16 protein-coding genes are annotated in these 18,072 nt (G+C 72.0%); 8 read left to right on the top strand and 8 right to left on the bottom strand.

Features of this window, described 5'->3' with window-relative positions:
* Positions 1-5: 5 nt before the first annotated feature.
* The 3 genes from clpB to AB0I21_RS05080 form a co-directional block, all read right to left on the bottom strand.
* On the bottom strand, positions 6-2,600 hold the full coding sequence (clpB, locus tag AB0I21_RS05090; RefSeq protein WP_360559152.1) for an ATP-dependent chaperone ClpB: 2,595 nt from the start codon (positions 2,598-2,600) through the stop codon (positions 6-8).
* 73 nt (positions 2,601-2,673) lie between these two features.
* Positions 2,674-3,843 carry a sialidase family protein gene (locus AB0I21_RS05085; RefSeq protein WP_360559151.1) on the bottom strand — a complete coding sequence of 390 codons (1,170 nt, stop codon included), beginning with the start codon at positions 3,841-3,843 and terminating at the stop codon, positions 2,674-2,676.
* Positions 3,831-4,385: a DUF1707 domain-containing protein gene (locus AB0I21_RS05080; protein ID WP_344500790.1), complete on the bottom strand. Its 555-nt coding sequence runs from the start codon at positions 4,383-4,385 to the stop codon at positions 3,831-3,833. Before AB0I21_RS05080 ends, AB0I21_RS05085 begins: the two co-directional genes overlap by 13 nt.
* A gap of 200 nt (positions 4,386-4,585) precedes the next feature.
* Between AB0I21_RS05080 and AB0I21_RS05075 the strand changes: the two genes are divergently transcribed.
* Positions 4,586-5,017 carry a hypothetical protein gene (locus AB0I21_RS05075; RefSeq protein ID WP_360559150.1) on the top strand — a complete coding sequence of 144 codons (432 nt, stop codon included), beginning with the start codon at positions 4,586-4,588 and terminating at the stop codon, positions 5,015-5,017.
* Positions 5,018-5,140: 123 nt separating this feature from the next.
* Here AB0I21_RS05075 and AB0I21_RS05070 read toward each other — a convergent pair whose 3' ends face one another.
* Genes AB0I21_RS05070 through dnaK form a run of 4 tightly spaced genes read right to left on the bottom strand, consistent with a single transcriptional unit; the run spans position 5,141 to position 9,460 of the window.
* On the bottom strand, positions 5,141-5,584 hold the full coding sequence (locus tag AB0I21_RS05070) for a helix-turn-helix transcriptional regulator (RefSeq protein ID WP_360559149.1): 444 nt from the start codon (positions 5,582-5,584) through the stop codon (positions 5,141-5,143).
* Positions 5,574-6,815 carry a molecular chaperone DnaJ gene (gene dnaJ / locus AB0I21_RS05065; protein ID WP_360559148.1) on the bottom strand — a complete coding sequence of 414 codons (1,242 nt, stop codon included), beginning with the start codon at positions 6,813-6,815 and terminating at the stop codon, positions 5,574-5,576. The genes AB0I21_RS05070 and dnaJ overlap by 11 nt, the downstream gene beginning before the upstream one ends.
* A gap of 24 nt (positions 6,816-6,839) precedes the next feature.
* Complete coding sequence (grpE, locus tag AB0I21_RS05060; RefSeq protein WP_360559147.1) at positions 6,840-7,592, bottom strand: nucleotide exchange factor GrpE; 753 nt, start codon at positions 7,590-7,592, stop codon at positions 6,840-6,842.
* A complete protein-coding gene (gene dnaK / locus AB0I21_RS05055) occupies positions 7,589-9,460 on the bottom strand; it encodes a molecular chaperone DnaK (protein ID WP_360559146.1) in 1,872 nt (623 codons plus the stop codon). The genes grpE and dnaK overlap by 4 nt, the downstream gene beginning before the upstream one ends.
* A 349-nt stretch (positions 9,461-9,809) precedes the next feature.
* Here dnaK and AB0I21_RS05050 point away from each other — a divergent pair, with 349 nt between their 5' ends.
* From AB0I21_RS05050 to AB0I21_RS05020, 7 genes are read left to right on the top strand one after another with little or no spacing between them, the layout of a single operon-like run.
* Positions 9,810-11,522 carry a dynamin family protein gene (locus AB0I21_RS05050; RefSeq protein ID WP_360559282.1) on the top strand — a complete coding sequence of 571 codons (1,713 nt, stop codon included), beginning with the start codon at positions 9,810-9,812 and terminating at the stop codon, positions 11,520-11,522.
* Entirely contained in the window at positions 11,519-13,177 is a 1,659-nt protein-coding gene (locus AB0I21_RS05045) for a GTPase (protein WP_360559145.1), read from the top strand. Before AB0I21_RS05050 ends, AB0I21_RS05045 begins: the two co-directional genes overlap by 4 nt.
* Complete coding sequence (locus AB0I21_RS05040; protein ID WP_344500776.1) at positions 13,149-13,589, top strand: hypothetical protein; 441 nt, start codon at positions 13,149-13,151, stop codon at positions 13,587-13,589. Before AB0I21_RS05045 ends, AB0I21_RS05040 begins: the two co-directional genes overlap by 29 nt.
* The gene (locus AB0I21_RS05035; protein WP_360559144.1) at positions 13,589-14,455 is read left to right on the top strand and encodes a fructosamine kinase family protein; all 867 of its coding nucleotides are present in this window, start codon (positions 13,589-13,591) and stop codon (positions 14,453-14,455) included. The genes AB0I21_RS05040 and AB0I21_RS05035 overlap by 1 nt, the downstream gene beginning before the upstream one ends.
* Before the next feature lie 30 nt (positions 14,456-14,485).
* Positions 14,486-15,517, top strand: a complete 1,032-nt coding sequence (moaA, locus tag AB0I21_RS05030) for a GTP 3',8-cyclase MoaA (RefSeq protein ID WP_360559143.1) — start codon at positions 14,486-14,488, stop codon at positions 15,515-15,517.
* Entirely contained in the window at positions 15,514-15,759 is a 246-nt protein-coding gene (locus AB0I21_RS05025; RefSeq protein ID WP_360559142.1) for a MoaD/ThiS family protein, read from the top strand. Before moaA ends, AB0I21_RS05025 begins: the two co-directional genes overlap by 4 nt.
* Before the next feature lie 3 nt (positions 15,760-15,762).
* A complete protein-coding gene (locus tag AB0I21_RS05020) occupies positions 15,763-17,103 on the top strand; it encodes a metallophosphoesterase (protein WP_360559141.1) in 1,341 nt (446 codons plus the stop codon).
* A 416-nt stretch (positions 17,104-17,519) separates the two neighbouring features.
* Here AB0I21_RS05020 and AB0I21_RS05015 read toward each other — a convergent pair whose 3' ends face one another.
* Positions 17,520-17,696 carry a transposase gene (locus AB0I21_RS05015; RefSeq protein ID WP_360559140.1) on the bottom strand — a complete coding sequence of 59 codons (177 nt, stop codon included), beginning with the start codon at positions 17,694-17,696 and terminating at the stop codon, positions 17,520-17,522.
* Positions 17,697-18,072: the final 376 nt, after the last annotated feature.

Here is an 18,072-nt window from a genome sequence, read left to right as displayed (position 1 = left end):
CGTCCTTATCCGGCGCTGACAGCGAGCGCCTTCTTGTCGTCCGCCAGGTCCACCACGACGCGGTCGCCGTCGCGGATCGTGCCGGCCAGCAGCGCCTTGGCGAGCTGGTCGCCGATGGACGTCTGGACCAGGCGCCGCAGCGGGCGGGCGCCATACACCGAGTCATACCCCAGACTGGCGAGCCAGTCACGCGCCGCGTCGGTGACGTCCAGCGTCAGCCGCCGCTCGGCCAGCCGCCGGCCGAGCGCCCGCAGCTGGATGTCGACGATCTCGCGCAGGTCGGCGGGCGACAGCGCGTCGAACACGACCATGTCGTCGAGCCGGTTGACGAACTCCGGCTTGAAGTGCTGCCGGACGGAGGCGATCACGGCGTCGCGCCGCTGCTCCCTGGTCAGCGTCGGGTCGTCGGCGAGCACCTCGGAGCCCAGGTTGGAGGTCAGGATGAGGATCGCGTTGCGGAAGTCGACCGTGCGGCCCTGCCCGTCGGTGAGCCGGCCGTCGTCGAGCACCGCCAGCAGCACGTCGAACACGTCGGGGTGCGCCTTCTCGACCTCGTCGAGCAGCACCACCGAGTAGGGCCGGCGGCGGACCGCCTCGGTGAGCTGGCCGCCCTCCTCGTAGCCCACGTATCCGGGCGGCGCGCCGACGAGCCGGGCGACCGTGTGCTTCTCGCCGTACTCGCTCATGTCGATGCGGACGATGGCGCGCTCGTCGTCGAAGAGGAACTCCGCGAGCGCCTTCGCCAGCTCGGTCTTGCCGACGCCGGTCGGGCCCAGGAACAGGAAGCTGCCCGTGGGGCGGTCGGGGTCGGCGATCCCGGCGCGGGCGCGGCGCACCGCGTCGGAGACGGCCTGCACCGCGGCCTCCTGGCCGATGACCCGGCTGCGCAGCGACTCCTCCATCCGCAGCAGCTTGGCGGTCTCGCCCTCCAGCAGCCGGCCGGCGGGGATGCCCGTCCACGAGGCGACCACCGCCGCGATGTCGTCGGCGGAGACCTCCTCCTTCAGCATCGAGCCGGCGGACTGCAGCTCCTCGAGCTCGACCTCCGCGGTGCGCAGCTCCTGCTCGAGGTCGCGGATCCGCCCATACCGCAGCTCCGAGGCCTTCGCGAGGTCGAGGTCGCGCTCGGCCCGGTCGGCCTCGCCGCGCAGCTGCTCCAGCTGCTCCTTGATCGAGGAGACGGCGGAGATGTGCTGCTTCTCGTTCTGCCAGCGCTCGGTCAGCGCGGTCAGGTGCTCGCGACGGTCGGCCAGCTCGGCGCGCAGCCGCTCCAGCCGCTCCGCGGAGGCGGCGTCGGGCTCCTTGGCCAGCGCCATCTCCTCGATCTCCAGCCGCCGCACGGTCCGCTCGACCTCGTCCACCTCGACGGGCCGGGAGTCGATCTCCATGCGCAGCCGCGAGGCGGACTCGTCGACCAGGTCGATCGCCTTGTCCGGGAGGAAGCGGTCGCTGATGTACCGGTCGGAGAGCGTGGCCGCCGCGACCAGGGCCGCGTCGGTGATCCGCACGCCGTGGTGCACCTCGTAGCGCTCCTTGAGCCCGCGCAGGATGCCGATGGTGTCCTCGATCGACGGCTCGCCGACCACGACCGGCTGGAACCGGCGCTCCAGCGCGGGGTCCTTCTCGATGTGCTCGCGGTATTCGTCCAGGGTGGTCGCGCCGACCATCCGCAGCTCGCCGCGGGCCAGCATCGGCTTCAGCATGTTGCCGGCGTCCATCGAGCCCTCGCCCTTGCCGGCGCCGACGATCGTGTGCAGCTCGTCGAGGAACGTGATGACCTGCCCGTCTGAGCCCTTGATCTCCTCCAGGACGGACTTGAGGCGCTCCTCGAACTGGCCACGGTATTGCGCGCCGGCGACCATGGCCGCCAGGTCGAGGCTGACCAGGCGCTTGTCGCGCAGGGACTCGGGCACGTCGCCGGCCACGATCCGCTGGGCCAGGCCCTCGACGATCGCGGTCTTGCCGACGCCCGGCTCGCCGATCAGCACGGGGTTGTTCTTGGTGCGGCGGGACAGCACCTGGATCACCCGGCGGATCTCGGAGTCCCGGCCGATGACCGGATCGATCTTGCCGTCGCGGGCGGCCTGGGTCAGGTCGACACCGTACTTCTCCAGGGCCTGGAAGGTCTGCTCCGGGTCGGCCGTGGTGACACGCCGGTCACCGCCGCGGACCTGCGGGAACGCGGCGACCAGGGTCTCCTCGGTGGCCCCGGACTCCTTGAGGCGGGCGGCGACCGCGCCGCCGACCCGGGCCAGGCCGGCCAGCAGGTGCTCGGTCGAGGTGTACTCGTCGCCGAGCGGGCGGGCGATCTGCTCCGCGGCCGCGATCGCATTGGCGAACTCGCGGGCGACGTTGGGCTCGACCACGCTGGAGCCCTTGGCGCTGGGTAGCCGGTCCACGGCGTGCAGCGCGGCGCGGCGGATGTCGGCGGGGTTGGCGCCCACGGCGCGCAGCAGGCCCGCGGCAGTCGAGCCGCCCGTGTCCAGCAGCGCCAGCAGCAGGTGCCATGGTTCGACGGTCGCGTGTCCGCGCTGGCTCGCCGCGTCAACGGCGGCCTTGATGACCTCGCGACTCTTGGTGGTCAGGCGTTCGGCGTTCATCGGCTCCTCGTTCCGGTCCATACCTGTGCACCAGGTACGACGCTCGCGAGGTTGAGTCTATTCCACTCAAGTCTTATCGTGCAGCGACAGCGACCCTCGACCACTCACAATTCTTGTCTTTCACCTCGCACAGCCACACCTCACCCGACTGCTGCGCGGGGTAGCCGAGGATCGTCGTCTCCGACAGCCGGCGCAGCCGGAAGACCAACCGGCCGCCCTGGTCGCGGGTGCGCCGCTCGCTGTCCACCGTCCAGACGCCCTGACCGCTGGCGACCAGCAGCAGGCCGCCGGGCAGGACCTCCGCGCCGTACACCTCGGCGACCTCACGCATCGCGCTCGCCTCGACCCAGGTCCCGCCCTCGGTGCGGCGGGCCGCGAACTGGTTGGCGGCGAGCCACACGTCGGAGCCGTCGGGGGCCACCACCACGTGCGGCTCCACGCCGCTCTGCTGCGGCAGCCTGGCCGTGCCCTCGGTGTGCCAGGTGCGGCCGCGGTCGGCGCTGCTCCAGACGCTGACCGTGATCATCGGCGGGACGCTGCCGGAGGTCTCGACGGACTGCGCGGTCAGCCACAGCTTGCCGTCAGCCTGCGCGACCAGGCTCGTGAAACGCTGGTTGCCCGACGGGTGGCTGGACAGCGCCACGCGCTTGCCGTCGTCGGTGATCTCCATCGGCTGGCGCGCCGCGCAGTCGACCGTGCCGTCGAGGCAGCCGACGCTGAAGCGCGGCTCGGTGAGGTTGAGCTCCGGCGGCGGCGGGTTGAGCGGGTACTGCTTGAACGTGTGGCCGGTGTCCTTGGAGACATACCAGCCGCCGGGCGCCGTGCGGAGCAGCAGCACGTTGCCCCGGCCGAGGCGCATCTCGACCTCGGTGGCGTCGTCGAAGGGCACCTTGCGGGGCACCCACGACTGCCCGCCGTCGAGCGTGATGACCAGGCCGACCTGGCAGGCCTGCCCGTTGACGCACGTGCTGAACAGGGCATACCCGGTGTCGGCGTCGGCGAACTCGACCGAGCGCGGCGAAGTGCCCTTCGGCACCTGGACCACCGACTGCCGGTTGTGCGGGTCTTCCGAGCCGGCCGGGGCCGGTGCCTCCTCCTGGTAGGACACGTCCGGCGCGGGGTCGTCGGCCTGCTCCTCGCCGGGGCCGCAGGAACCGGCGGTCAGCGTCATGGACAGCGTGACGGCCAAGGCGGCGGCGAGCGCGCGACGCTTCCCCGACGCCACCGGCTTCACCACCGCCACCGCAGGAACCTCCGCTGGTAGCGCACCTTGACGCTGCTGCGCTTGACCTGGCCGCTGATGCGGAACGCGACGCCCGGCCCGGACGGCTCGACCTTCGACCGCACGTTGCTCGCGTCGGCGTCGATGCTGTCGAGGTCGGCGGCGGCGCCGGCGGGCAGGATGAGCTCGACCGAGCTGGACTGCGCGTCGAGCGCGATGTCCACGGCGGTGGCACTGAAGATCGCCTCGGTGAAGTCGATCTTCACCGACCCGGACCGGGTCGAGATCGACAGCAGGCGGGGGACGGTCCAGCGACCCTGCCGCTTCAGCGCCGACGCCCGGTTGCGGATCTCGACGAGCTTGGGCGCGGTCACCTGCTGCACGGGAAGGTCGATCACATACGGCTCGACCTCGCCGAACGTGCGGGAGCGCAGGACGCCGTCGACGCGCTCCTCGAACTCCGCGAGGGTGAGCCGACCCTCGGACACCGCCGTGTTCAGCTGGGCCACAACCCGCTCGCGCTCCGCGTCTGAGATGCGCATGTCGCGATGGTCCGTGCTCACGACGACACTGTAGACCCAGGCGAGATCCATTGATATAGCCCTGAACCGGGGCGACTTTTCACCCTAAAGCCACCCGTATGGCTGTATCCGGAGAGTAACCGGTCCCTTCGGCTCTTCCGCAGTCGCCAGGTGGCGGGCTAAGTTGTCGCCGACTCCAGGACCTCTGGCGATCACATACCCGCTGGCCACGGGAGCTGACAGTGAGCGTGCAACAAGCGGGATTCCGGGGCTTTGCCAATCCGGTCGACCCTACTCCAGCAGAGCTGCGTGCCTGGGCCTATCACCCCGACGCGGCGGTGCTGCAGACGATGCCGCCCGACTGGGACCTCCTGGTCGCCGGCGACCGGCTGATCGGCACGCTGTTCGACCTGGCGATGGACCCGGCCTGCCCGGCCCGCCGGTTCGCGCTGCACTGCCTGTACATCTACGCCGCCGACGGGATCCGCACGCACTTCCGGGCCCACCCGAAGCGGCGGCTGCGCAAGTTCGTCGAGCAGGCCGAGGAGCAGGGCGACGAGCACCTGACCACCTGGGCGCACAACGCCCGGATGCTGCTGGCCCGGCCGGAGCTGTTCGAGTACCACGACTGGTGCGAGGGCGGCCTGACCCGCGCACCCCGCAGGATCAGCTGAAAGGGCGCCGTCAGCGACGGCGCCCCCTCATTGACCACACCCTGCGAGCATCCGGTCAGCCCTCCGGATGACCACACCATTCCCTGCGCACCTGATGCCCTGCGGCGGGGAACGGCAAACACGCTATTTCTGCGAAGGCCGCCACACCACCAGCGCCGTCGGGTGCTGGTTGGTCGGCACCAGATCGCGGCGTGGGAAGCCGGCCGCCTCCAGCTGCGCCAGCCTGGTCCGGGTGCGGATCAGCTCGTCCTCCAGGTCGGCCACCCGCTGGCGCAGGTCACCGACGAGCCCTTCCAGCTCGATGATCCGCTTGATGCCGGCGAGGTTGACGCCTTCCTCCTGGCTGAGCCGCTGCACCTCGCGCAGCAGCGCCACGTCGCGCTCGCTGTAGCGGCGGCCGCCGCCGGAGGTGCGGCCGGGCTGCACCAGCCCCATGCGGTCGTACTGCCGCAGGGTCTGCGGGTGCATCCCGGCCAGCCGGGCGGCGATCGAGATGATCAGCACCTTGGCGTCGGAGACCGCCTCGAAGCCGATGAAGATCGCACGCTCGTCATCGTCATCGTTCATAGCTGCTGCGCTCCCGTGCGATCGCGTCGAGCCGCTCCCTCGGAGCCGGCGGCGCCGCGGCCGCGTAGTCGGACAGTGCCTGCCGGGCGGCCTCGCTGAGCTCCGCCGGCACGTGGACGTCGATCGTGACGAGCAGGTCACCGACCTTCCCGTCGCGCCGGGCGACCCCCTTGCCGCGCACCCGCAGCGTCCGACCGCTCGGGGTGCCCGGGGGCACCCGCAGCGTCACGGCCGCGTCGAGGGTCGGCACCCGCAGGTCGGCGCCGAGCGCCGCCTCCGCGAAGGTCACCGGCACCGTCAGGGTCAGATCGTCGCCGGTCCGGCCGAAGACCGAGTCGGGACGCACCCTGATCAACACGAACAGATCGCCGGCCGCGCCACCACGCGTGCCCGGCTCACCCCGACCGCTCAGGCGGATCCGCTGACCCTCGGCGACCCCCGGAGGGATGCGCACGTTGATCGTGCGGGTCTTGGTCACGCCGCCGCTGCCCACGCACTCCGGGCACTTCTCGTCGACGATCGTGCCCACGCCCTGGCACTCGCGGCACGGCTCGGTGAAGCTGAACGAGCCCTGGTTGCTGCTGACGACACCCTGGCCGCGGCAGTTGGGGCAGGTCCGCGGCGTGGAGCCGGGGGCCGCGCCGTTGCCGTGGCAGGTCTCGCAGGTGCCGGGCGTGCGCAGCGTGATCGGCAGCGTCGCGCCCTGGACCGCGTCGGCGAAGTTGAGGACCACCTCGGTCTCGACGTCGCGTCCGCGGCCGCGGCGGCCGGGCGTCCCACCGGGCGCGCCGGGTCCGCCGCCACCGGAGAAGATCGAGCTGAACAGGTCGGAGAAACCCGCACCGCCGAAGCGGCGGTCGCCACCGACACCCGCGCCGGCGGCCGGGCCGGCCCCGCCGCCCTGCGCGCCATTGGCGAACAGGTCGGAGAAGTCGAAGCCGGGCCCGCCCGGGCCGTGGCTGCCGGCCCGGGCGTTGCGCCGGAACGCGCCCGCGCTGAAGAGTGACCGCATCTCGTCGTACTCCTTGCGCCGGCCCGGGTCGGAGAGCACGTCATACGCCTCCGACACCGCCTTGAACCGCTCCTCGGCCGCCGCGTTGTTGGGGTTGCGGTCGGGGTGCAGCTCGCGCGCGAGCTTGCGGTACGCCTTCTTGACCTCGTCGGTGGTAGCGGATTTGGTGACGCCCAGAACCGCGTAGAAATCCTTTTCCAACCAGTCCTTCGAACTCATCGCGCCACCTCCTCCAGGCGTCTCTTACTCCGGGTCGGCAACGGCGACCAGGGCCGGTCGCAGCAGCCGCTCGCCGAGGAGGTAGCCGCGCCGCATCACGTCGATGCAGGTCGGCTCGCTCACCTCGGCCGAGGTCAGGTGGGCCACCGCCTCGTGACGGGTCGGGTCGAACGGATCGCCCTTCGACCCGAAGACGGTCAGCCCGAACTTCGTCAGCGCCGCCGTCAGCTGCTCCGCCACCGCGCCGAACGGCCCGACCAGGTCGCCGTGCTCGCGGGCCCGGTCCAGGTCGTCGAGCACGGGCAGCAGCGCGCCGAGCACGTTGCCGGTGGACTGCTCGACCACCAGCGCCCGGTCGCGGTCGACCCGCTTGCGGTAGTTGGCGTATTCGGCGGTGACCCGCTGCAGGTCGCGGGTGCGCTCGTCGAGGTCGGTGCGCAGCGCGGCCAGCTCGGCGCCGAGGCCGTGCTGGTGCGCGTCGTCCGTGGTGCCCTGCGCGGCGGCCTCGCCCGGCTCGCTGACCGGCGGCGCGTGCACCGTGAACGCCTCGTCCACGATCTCGCCCTCGACCGGCGCCTCGTCGGTCTCTGCGACGTCCGTCCCGGCCTGCTCGGCGACGGTCTCGGTCTCCTCGACCTCCACGTGTGCCTCCTCCGCGGTGTGTCCGGCGTCGGGTGCTTCGGCCTGCTTGCTGTCGGCCGACACCTTCCGCTTGTCCTTGATCACAACGCGCTCCGCCGGCCCCTCCGGGCCGGCGGCGCGGGCTTCGTCGGTCACTTCTTGTCGCCCTCGTCGATGATCTCGGCGTCGACGACGTCATCCGGGCCGTTTCCGGCATTGCCGGCGGTGCCGGCCGTGTCGCCGCCGCCGAACCCGGCGCCGGGAGCCTCGCCGCCGGCGCTCTGCTGCCGCTGCTGCTCGTAGAGCGCGCTGCCGGCCTGCTGCGAGACCTGCGCCAGCTTCTCGTGCGCCGCCTTGATCCGCTCGGTGTCGTTGCCACCCAGCGCGCTGCGCAGGTCGCCCAGCGCCTCGTTCATCTGGTCGCGGGCGTCGGCCGGGATCTTGTCACCGGACTCGGCGAGGAACTTCTCGGTCTGCCACTGCAGGGCCTCGGCCAGGTTGCGGGTCTCGGCCTCCTCGCGGCGGCGCTTGTCGTCGTCGGCGTGCTCCTGCGCGTCGCGCATCATCCGCTCGATGTCGTCCTTCGGCAGCGCCGAGCCGCCGGTGATCGTCATCGACTGCTCCTTGCCCGTGCCGAGGTCCTTGGCGGACACGTGCACGATGCCGTTGGCGTCGATGTCGAAGGTGACCTCGATCTGCGGCACGCCACGCGGCGCCGGCGGCAGGCCGGTCAGCTCGAAGGTGCCGAGGCGCTTGTTGTAGGCCGCCATCTCCCGCTCACCCTGGAAGACCTGGATGAGCACCGACGGCTGGTTGTCGTCGGCGGTGGTGTAGACCTCGGAGCGCTTGGTCGGGATGGTCGTGTTGCGCTCGACCAGCTTGTGCATGATGCCGCCCTTGGTCTCGATGCCCAGCGACAGCGGGGTGACATCGAGCAGCAGGACGTCCTTGACCTCACCCTTGAGGACACCGGCCTGCAGGGCGGCGCCGACGGCGACGACCTCGTCCGGGTTGACGCCCTTGTTGGGGTCCTTGCCGGTGAGCTGCTTGACCAGCTCGGTCACCGCGGGCATACGGGTCGAGCCGCCGACGAGGATGACGTGGTCGAGCTGGCCGACCTTGATGCCCGCGTCGCGGATCGCGTTCTCGAACGGGACCTTGGTCCGGTCGAGCAGGTCCTGCGTCATCCGCTGGAACTCGGCGCGCGACAGCTGGGTGTCCAGGTGCAGCGGGCCGTCGGGGCCGGCGGTGATGTAGGGCAGGTTGATCGAGGTGGTGGTGGCGGCGGACAGCTCGATCTTGGCCTTCTCGGAGGCCTCGCGCAGACGCTGCATCGCCATCTTGTCGGCGGACAGGTCGATGCCGTGCTGGCCGCGGAACGTCTTCACCAGGTGGTCGATGACCCGCTCGTCCCAGTCGTCGCCACCGAGGTGGTTGTCACCGGAGGTCGACTTGACCTCGACGACGCCCTCGGCGAGCTCCAGGACCGACACGTCGAACGTGCCACCGCCGAGGTCGAAGACCAGGACGGTCTGCTCCTTCGGGCCCTTGTCCAGGCCATAGGCCAGGGCGGCGGCGGTCGGCTCGTTGACGATGCGCAGCACGTTGAAACCGGCGATCTCGCCGGCCTCCTTCGTGGCGGTGCGCTGCGAGTCGTTGAAATATGCCGGCACGGTGATGACCGCGTCGGTGATCTGCTCGCCGAGGTAGGCCTCGGCGTCGCGCTTGAGCTTCATGAGCACCCGCGCGGAGATCTCCTGCGGGGTGTACTTCTTGCTGTCGATGTCGATGGCCCAGTTGGTGCCCATCTCACGCTTCACGGAGCGGATGGTCCGGTCCGGGTTGGTGACCGCCTGGCGCTTGGCGACCTCGCCCACCAGCACCTCACCGTTGCGGGCGAACGCGACGATGGACGGCGTCGTGCGCGCACCTTCGGCGTTGGCGATGACGCTGGGCTCGCCGCCCTCCAGGACACTGACCACCGAGTTGGTGGTTCCGAGGTCGATGCCGACCGCACGTGCCATAGCTGCTTGACCTCCAAGAGACAGCCGGTGCGAGAGCCCCGACTGCGAAGTTGAGTGACTGTCACTCAATAGTGCCATGCAAGTCTCGATCGTCAAGTCCAACCTTGAGTGAGACCGACGCAACTTGTCACACCCGGGGCCGCCGCTGTGGTACGTCATGGGTGAGATTGCGCTGGGTGACATCGATGCTTACGGCCATTGCATGGCGCTCGACAGCGACATCGTGCACGCTTTAGCAGTGACCACACAGGGCGAGTCGGTGTCCGCCCGGTCGGCGGCTGCCAGCCCTTCAGCTGATGGCCCGTCCGCCGGTCGGCCCCCGCGCGCCCGGGAGCCGGAGCGGTCCGGACTGGCCGACCTCGTCTCGGCGCTCGTCGATCTCCGCGAGCTCGGCAAGGAGACCCGGTTCGCGCTGCCGCTGCCCAGCGCCGAGCGCGCCACCGCGGTCGCCACCGCCATGGTCGGCCAGCTCGACGACTATCTGCTGCCCAGGCTCGACCGGCTCGACGCGCCGCTGCTGGTGGTCGTCGGCGGCTCGACCGGCGCCGGCAAGTCGACGCTGGTCAACAGCCTGGTCCGCACCCCGGTCAGCCCGTCGGGCGTGCTGCGCCCCACCACCCGGGCGCCGGTCCTCGTCTGCCACCCCACCGACATGTCGTGGTTCGCCAAGGCCAACGTGCTGCCTTCGCTGACCCGCACCAGCGGCGCGAGCAGCGACGCCAGGACGCTGCAGGTCGTGTCCGCCCAGGCGCTCAGCCCCGGGCTGGCCCTGCTCGACGCGCCCGACATCGACTCCGTCGTCGACGCCAACCGGCAGCTCGCCTCGCAACTGCTCGCCGCCGCCGACCTCTGGCTCTTCGTCACCACCGCCGCGCGGTATGCCGACGCGGTGCCGTGGGGCATGCTGCGCACCGCCCGTAACCGGGGCACCGCCATCGCTCTGGTGCTCGACCGGGTGCCCGGCGGCGGCGCGGCCGACGAGATCGGCCCGCACCTGACCGGGATGCTGCAGGAGCAGGAGCTCGGCGGGGTGCCGCTGTTCATCCTGCCCGAGGCCCGGCTCGACAGTCAGGGGCTGCTCAGCGAGGCGCAGGTGGCGCCGCTGCGCGACTGGTTCGGCAAGCTGGCCCGCTCCGCGGAGGCGCGCGCGGCCGTGGTCCGCCAGACCGTCGGCGGCGCCGTCGACGCGCTCACGATGGACGTCGGCATGCTCGCCTCGGCCGCGGAGGACCAGGTCACGGCGGCGAAGTCGCTCGACGACGCGGTCCGCGGGTCCTACCGGGCCGCCACCTCCTCGGTCGAGCATGGCATCCACGACGGGGCGCTGCTGCGGGGCGAGGTGCTGGCCCGATGGCAGGAGCTCGTCGGCACGGGCGACATCATGCGCGCGCTGCAGGCCCGGGTCGGGCGCGCCCGCGACCGGGTCGTCGCCGCCGTCACCGGCCGGCCGGCGCCCGGCGAGCGCTTCCAGGAGGCGATCGGCTCAGGGCTCGCGATCCTGCTCAAGGGCGCCGCGACCGACGCCGCCGAGCGGGCCGGCGCCGCCTGGAAGGCCCACCCCGCGGGCGCCGCGCTGCTCACCGCCGCGCCCAATCTGACCCGCCCCTCCGACGACCTCGACGAGCGGATCGCCCGGCTCATCCGCGACTGGCAGCGCTCGGTCCTCGACCTGGTGCGCTCCGAGGCCGGCGACAAGCGGGTGCTCGCCCGGGCCAGCGCCTATGCGGTCAACGCGACCGGGCTGCTGGTGATGGTCTCCGTCTTCGCGGCGACCGCGTTCATCCCGACCGGGCTGGAGATCGTGGTCGCCGGCGGCACCACCGTCACCGCGCAGAAGGTGCTCGAGGCGATCTTCGGCGACCAGGCGGTGCGGTCGCTCGCCGCCCGGGCCAGACAGGACCTGCTGGAGCGGGTCACCGCCCTCTTCGACGAGGAGGCCGGCCGCTACCGCAGCGCGCTGGCCGGGGCGGGGATCGACGACGACTACGCCGGCCGCCTGCGCGCCGCCAGCACCGCGGTGCAGCTCGCCCGCGCCGACGTCCGGCTGGAGCCGCAGAAATGAGCTTGGTGGACAAGATCAAGCAGGTGATCCCGCGGCAGGGCGGCTCGGTGGACGCCGACCAGCTCGCCGACCGGGTGGAGTCGCTGCGGCGGTTCGTGCAGGCGGCCGAGGACCACGTGCCCGACGCCAGGCTGGTCACGGCCCGCACGGTCATCGACCGGGCCGGCGAGCGGCTCGCGCTGTCCAGGGCGCACACCGTCGTCGCGCTCGCGGGCGCCACCGGCAGCGGCAAGTCCAGCCTGTTCAACGCGCTGTGCCGGTTTCAGCTGTCGCGGGTCGGGGTGCGCCGCCCGACGACCGGCGTCGCGCACGCCTGCGTGTGGGGCGCGCAGGGCGCCGGGCCGCTGCTCGACTGGCTCGGCGTGCCGCCCAACCGGCGCTTCACCCGCGAGAGCGCGCTCGACGGCGAGGACGAGGCCGGCCTGCGCGGGCTGGTGCTGCTCGACCTGCCCGACTTCGACTCCATCGAGGCCCGGCACCGGCTGGAGGTCGACCGGCTGCTGCGCCTCGTCGACCTGGTCGTGTGGGTGCTCGACCCGCAGAAGTACGCCGACCGCGTGGTCCACCAGCAGTACCTCTCCCAGTTCCAGCGGCACCGGGACGTGACGGTCGTGGTGCTCAACCAGGCCGACCGGCTCACCCGCACCGACAGCGAGCGGCTCGTCGCCGACCTGCGCCGCCTGCTGGAAGCCGACGGGCTCGGCGGCGTGCCGGCGTTCCCGACGTCCGCGAAGGGCCAGCCCGGCCTCGACACGCTCCGCGCCACGCTGGAGCGCACCGTCGCGCAGCGCCAGGCCTTCCTGCAGCGGCTCGCCGGCGACGTGAGCGGTGCCGTCGGTGAGCTCGATCCGCTGGTGGCCGCCGATGTACGGGGCGAGCGCATCCAACCCGCCGCGATCGACCGGCTCGCGGAGTCCCTCGCCACTGCGGCCGGGGTGCCGGTCGTCGTCGCGGCGACCGAGCGCACCTACCGGCACCGGGCCACCGGCGTCCTCGGCTGGCCGGTCGTCCGCTGGGTCCGCCGGCTGCGGCCGGATCCGCTGCGGCGGCTGCACCTGGATCAGCCTGCCGGCAGTACACCTGCCGCATCGTCACTGCCTGAATCGAGCGCCGCGCAGAAGGCCGCGGTGGCGCTCGCGTCCCGAGAGGTCGCCGAGCAGGCGAGCGCGGGGCTGCCGGAGCCGTGGCCGGCCGCGGTCACCGCCGCTTCCCGGGCACGCCTCGACGACGTGCCCGACGCGCTGGACGTGGCGGTCGCCTCGGCGGACCTCGGCATGGACCGCAAACCGTTCTGGTGGCGGCTGGTGGGGGCGCTGCAGTGGCTCGGCGCCGCCACCGCGCTGGTGGGGCTGTTGTGGCTGACGGTGCGGGCGGTCTTCGCGTTCCTCGGACTGCCGGACCTGGCAGCGCCGCACGCCGGGCGGCTGCCGGTGCCGACCGCGCTGCTCGTCGGCGGGCTGCTGTTCGGGGTGCTGCTGTCGGTCGTCGTCCGTCCGGTCGTGGGGATGGCCGCCCGCCGGGCCAGGGCGCGCGCCGACCGCCGGCTGCGGGCCGCGATCGCGCAGGTCGCGGACGTGCACATCGTCGCGCCGATGCGTGCGGTGCTGCGCTCGTACGATGACGCGCGTGACGCTTTACGCGCCGCCGCCCGCTGACTTCGTCCGCCGCGCCGGTTTCTCCGTGATCGCCCTGGTCAACGTCGCCTGGGGGGCGTGGGCCGTGGTCTTCCCGGAGCGGTTCTTCGCCACGTTTCCCGGCTTCGGGCTGCACTGGACGGCCGCGTACCCGCCCTACAACCAGCACCTGATCGTCGACCTGGGCGCCACGATGCTCATGATCGCGGTGCTCTGCGGCGGCGCGGCCGTGCTCGACCGGCCCGCCACCAGCTGGCTCGCCGGGGTGGCCACGGCCGTCTTCGGCACCCTGCACTTCGGCTTCCACGCGCTGCACGCCGGGCACATGGGCGCGACGGATCGGGTGCTGAGCCTGTTGAGCCTGGTGGCCGGGGCGCTGGTGCCGCCGGCGCTGGCCGCGACCCACTTGGTTTCTCTGCGAAGGCAGCGCTGATGGATCTGGACTTCTTGCGCGCACACCCCGGGCAGCTGCCGGTGTTCATCAAGCACCAGCGGATCCGCGAGACGCCGGTGCCGGGCGGGTCGATCTGCAACGCGCAGCGGCTCACGCTCGACGACGGCAGCTCGATCTTCTGCAAGTCCCTCGATGACCCGCCCGCGGGGTTCTTCGCCACCGAGGCCGCCGGTCTGCGGTGGCTTCAGGAGGCCGGCACGGTGCAGGTGCCGTCGGTGATCGCCGAGCTGCCGGCCATGCTCGCCCTCGAGTGGATCGAGCACGGTGAGGCGACCCCCGACGGGGCTTCCTCGCTGGGGCGGCAGCTGGCGGCGATGCACCGGGCGGGCGCGCCGTCGTTCGGGGCCGCCTGGCCCGGGTTCATCGGCACGGCGCCGCTGCCCAACGACCCCTCCGACGGGCCGTGGGGACCGTGGTTCGCGGAGCGGCGGCTGCTGCCCTTCCTGCGGACGTCGATCGACAACGGCGCGCTGACCGGCTCCGACGTGGCAGATGTGGAGCGCGTGATCGCCGGCATCTCGTCGTACGGTGGCGACGAACCGCCCTCTCGAATCCATGGCGACCTGTGGCCGGGCAACGTGCTGTGGGACCGGTCCGGCGCCGGGTGGCTGGTGGACCCGGCGGCGCACGGCGGGCACCGGGAGACCGACCTGGCGCTGCTGGGGCTGTGGGGCGGGGCGCCGCACCATGACCGGATCATGGCCGCGTACCGCGAGGCGTGGCCGCTCGCCGACGGTTGGCAGGATCGGGTGGCGTTGCATCGGCTGTACCTGCTGCTGGTGCACACGGCGCTGTTCGGGGCGGCGTACCGGGAGTCGGTGCGGTCGACATTGCGGGCACTCTGAACTGTCAGACCCCTGGGGTACCGTTTCGGCATGAAGCCTTCGGAGCCACCTGGTGCCGGTCTCGCCGACCGCCATGGCCGTGTGGCTACCGACCTGCGGGTCTCGCTGACCGACCGGTGCAACCTGCGCTGCACCTATTGCATGCCCGCCGAGGGCCTCGACTGGCTGCCGAGCCCGACCCTGCTCACCGACGACGAGGTCGTCAGGCTGATCGGGGTCGCGGTCACCCAGCTCGGCGTGACCGAGGTCCGGTTCACCGGCGGCGAGCCGCTGCTGCGCCGCGGGCTGCCGGGGATCGTGCGGGCCGTCGCCGCGCTGGAGCCGCGCCCGAGCACCATGTTGACGACCAATGGCGTCGGCCTGGCCCGGCTCGCCGGCACGCTCGCCGAGGCCGGCCTCGACCGGGTCAACGTCTCGCTCGACACCATCGACCCCGCCAGGTTCCAGACCCTGACCCGCCGTGACCGGCACGCCGACGTGCTCGCCGGGCTCGCCGCCTCGGCGGAGGCCGGCCTGGTGCCGGTGAAGATGAATGCGGTGCTGCTGCGCGGGGTCAACGACGACGAGGCGGTGCCGCTGCTGCGGTTCGCCCTCGAGCACGGCTATGAGCTGCGGTTCATCGAGCAGATGCCGCTGGACGCCGGGCACACCTGGCGGCGCGAGGAGATGGTGACCGGCGAGGAGATCCTCGCCCGGCTGCGGGAGTCCTTCGACCTGCGAGCCGACCCCGTCCTGCGCGGCGGCGCGCCCGCCGAGACCTGGCTGGTCGAGGGGCACACCGCCGTCGGCGGCGGACCCGCGCGGGTCGGCGTGATCGCGAGCGTGTCGCGCCCGTTCTGCGGCGCCTGCGACCGCACCCGCCTGACCGCCGACGGCTCGGTGCGTTCGTGCCTGTTCAGCCAGGAGGAGACCGACCTGCGCGGCGCGATGCGCGGCGGCGCCACCGACGGCGAGCTCGCCGACCTGTGGCGCAAGGCGATGTGGGCGAAGCCGGCCGGGCACGGCATCGACGACCCGACGTTCCTGCAGCCCGCCCGTCCCATGTCAGCGATCGGGGGATGACCGCGGTGCTGCTCGTGCGTTACTTCGCCGGGGCCCGCGCGGCCGCCGGCGTGCCCGAGGAGAAGGTCGAGGCGGCGACGCTCGGCGAGCTCGTGGCCGTGCTCACCCACGACCGGCCCAGGCTGGCGTCGGTGCTCACGGCCTGCTCGTTCCTCGTCGACGGCACGTCCTGGCGGGACCGCGAAGCGGCCCTGCCGGCGACGGCGACTGTCGACGTCCTTCCACCGTTCGCGGGCGGCTGACACGTGTTGTTCATCGCACTGTTCCTGGTGGTCGTGCTGCTCATCGTGTTCGGCATCCACTGGTATCTGTGGAAGCGCCTGGTCAAGGACGTCTTCACCACCCGCCGCGGCCGCAGGGTCGGCACGCTGGTGGTGGCGCTGCTCGGGGTGCTGATCCCGGTGACGCTGGTCGGCTCGCGGGTGCTGCCGCTGAAGCAGCAGCCGATCCTGGCGTGGCCCGGGTTCCTGTGGCTGGCCCTGATGTTCTACCTGCTGGTGACGCTCGCGCTGCTGGAGCTGCCCCGGCTCGCCCTGCGCCCGTGGACCCGCCGCCGACCTGTGGATAACTCTGTGGAAACCACTGCCGGGCCTGTGGACAGAAGTCCCCGACCTGTGCAGGAGACTGTGGACGCGGGCGGGCGGGCTGTGGATATCGGCGCCGCCGCCGGGCCGGCACAGGCTGTGGACAACGGCGAGTTCGCCGAGGTCGTGGACGAGCGGTCGGCGGCGGAGCCGTTGCCGGAGGCTGTGGACAGCAGGCACGACCCCTCACGGCGGCTGCTGCTCGGGCGGTCCCTGGCCGCGACGGCCGGGGTGCTGTCCGTGGGCGCGGTGGGCATCGGCACGTGGCAGGCGAAGAGCGCGCCGCAGCTGAAGCGCGTCCCGATCCGGCTGGCGAAGCTGCCGGCGAGCATGTCCGGCTTCAAGATCGCACTGGTCTCCGACATCCACCTCGGCCCGCTGCTGGGCCGCTCGCACACCGAGCGGATCGTCCGGATCATCAACTCGGTCGACGCGGACGTCGTCGCGATCGTGGGGGACCTGGTCGACGGTTCGGTGGCCGAGCTGGGCCCGGCGGCGGAGCCGCTGCAGGACCTGCGATCGCGGCAGGGCAGCTTCTTCGTCACCGGCAACCACGAGTATTTCTCCGGCTACCAGGAGTGGATCGACGAGGTGGACTCGCTCGGCGTGCGGGTCCTGCGCAACGAGCGCCTCGACATCCAGGGCCTCGACCTCGCCGGCGTCAACGACGTCACGGGCTCCGACATGGGCGACGGGCCGGACTTCGCAAAGGCCCTCGACGGCCGCGACGCCTCGCGCCCGGTCGTGCTGCTCGCCCACCAGCCGGTCCAGGCCCACGACGCCGCCAAGCACGGCGTCGACCTGCAGCTGTCGGGCCACACCCACGGCGGCCAGATGGTGCCCTTCAACCTGCTGGTGGGCCTGGAGGCCCCCGTGGTGTCCGGCCTCGGCACCGTCGACGGCACCCAGGTCTATGTCACCCGCGGCGCCGGCTTCTGGGGCCCCCCGGTCCGCTTCGGCGCCCCACCGGACATCTCGGTCATCGAATTACACCGCGCCTGACAAGCCACCCAACGTTTGGTAAGCGTGCCCGCCCTTGGACCGGGCCGGGCACGCGTCCGACGACGCCTGCGTCCGCACCGCCCGGTTACACCAGACCCGGCCGCCTCAGCCCAGACAACCGATGGTTCGAGCGGTTCAAGACCTCCCGGGCCACCGTCGACGCCACCCGACCCGACTGAGCCGCGATCCCCCGCACCGACTCGCCGGGTTCGCGGACCTTGATCACGAGCGCGTCCGTCCACACAACGCGTAATGGGCTGCGTCGAGGGGGCCGGAGACGGAACGCCTCGGCCTGCGCGTCCAGATTCGCCGCCGTCTCCGACACCTACGACTTCGACAGGTTCGTGATGTCCCCCGCTGTCCCTACGAGGCTGGTCAATGCCTGATTCGGCGCGGGGCGGCCAGTCCGAAACGTATTAGCCCTGCCGCAGCTTCGACATCGCGAGCTCCACGGTGAAGGCGCGGATGTCCCAGCCCCGGCGCCGGTATCCGTTACGAAAGTCGACGCGTGCGTCGCTGCGTTCGCCGTAGCCCGCGCCGCACAGCGCGTCGGCCTCGGCGGATATGAGTGCTTCGGCGAAGATCTTCGCCATCGCGCGGGTGCCGCGGACTCCAAGTGCTCACGCAGGAACGTGGCACCGCCTACCTTCGGAGGTGCGGCCATCGCTTGATCTCTCCTTCGTTACTTCGCCGTTTGAAGGATCTAGCGGTGGCCAATTCCATTCGCCACATCACGCCCAAGTAGGCGATTCGCCCCGTGGACGCGACCGGCGAGGCACCGCAAGGCAGAGCGAGGCCTCCCACACCTGATATTTCGGATTTGCGTGGTGTTAGCGCAAGATGCCGATGCTGTGCCCCAGCCACGGCGGCGGGCGACCACCGGATGCGGCGCGCAGGCGCCGCTTGCCCTGCCTCGCGTCTCGGCGCGGGCAGTGCGTCGCGGAGCGGCGCATTGGGGTGCGGGTGAGA

Source organism: Dactylosporangium sp. NPDC050588 (assembly GCF_040654975.1).
In the GTDB taxonomy this organism is placed as follows: domain Bacteria; phylum Actinomycetota; class Actinomycetes; order Mycobacteriales; family Micromonosporaceae; genus Dactylosporangium; species Dactylosporangium maewongense.
Note: the sequence above shows the minus strand (reverse complement) of the source record. Positions and strands in the feature narration are given on the sequence as shown.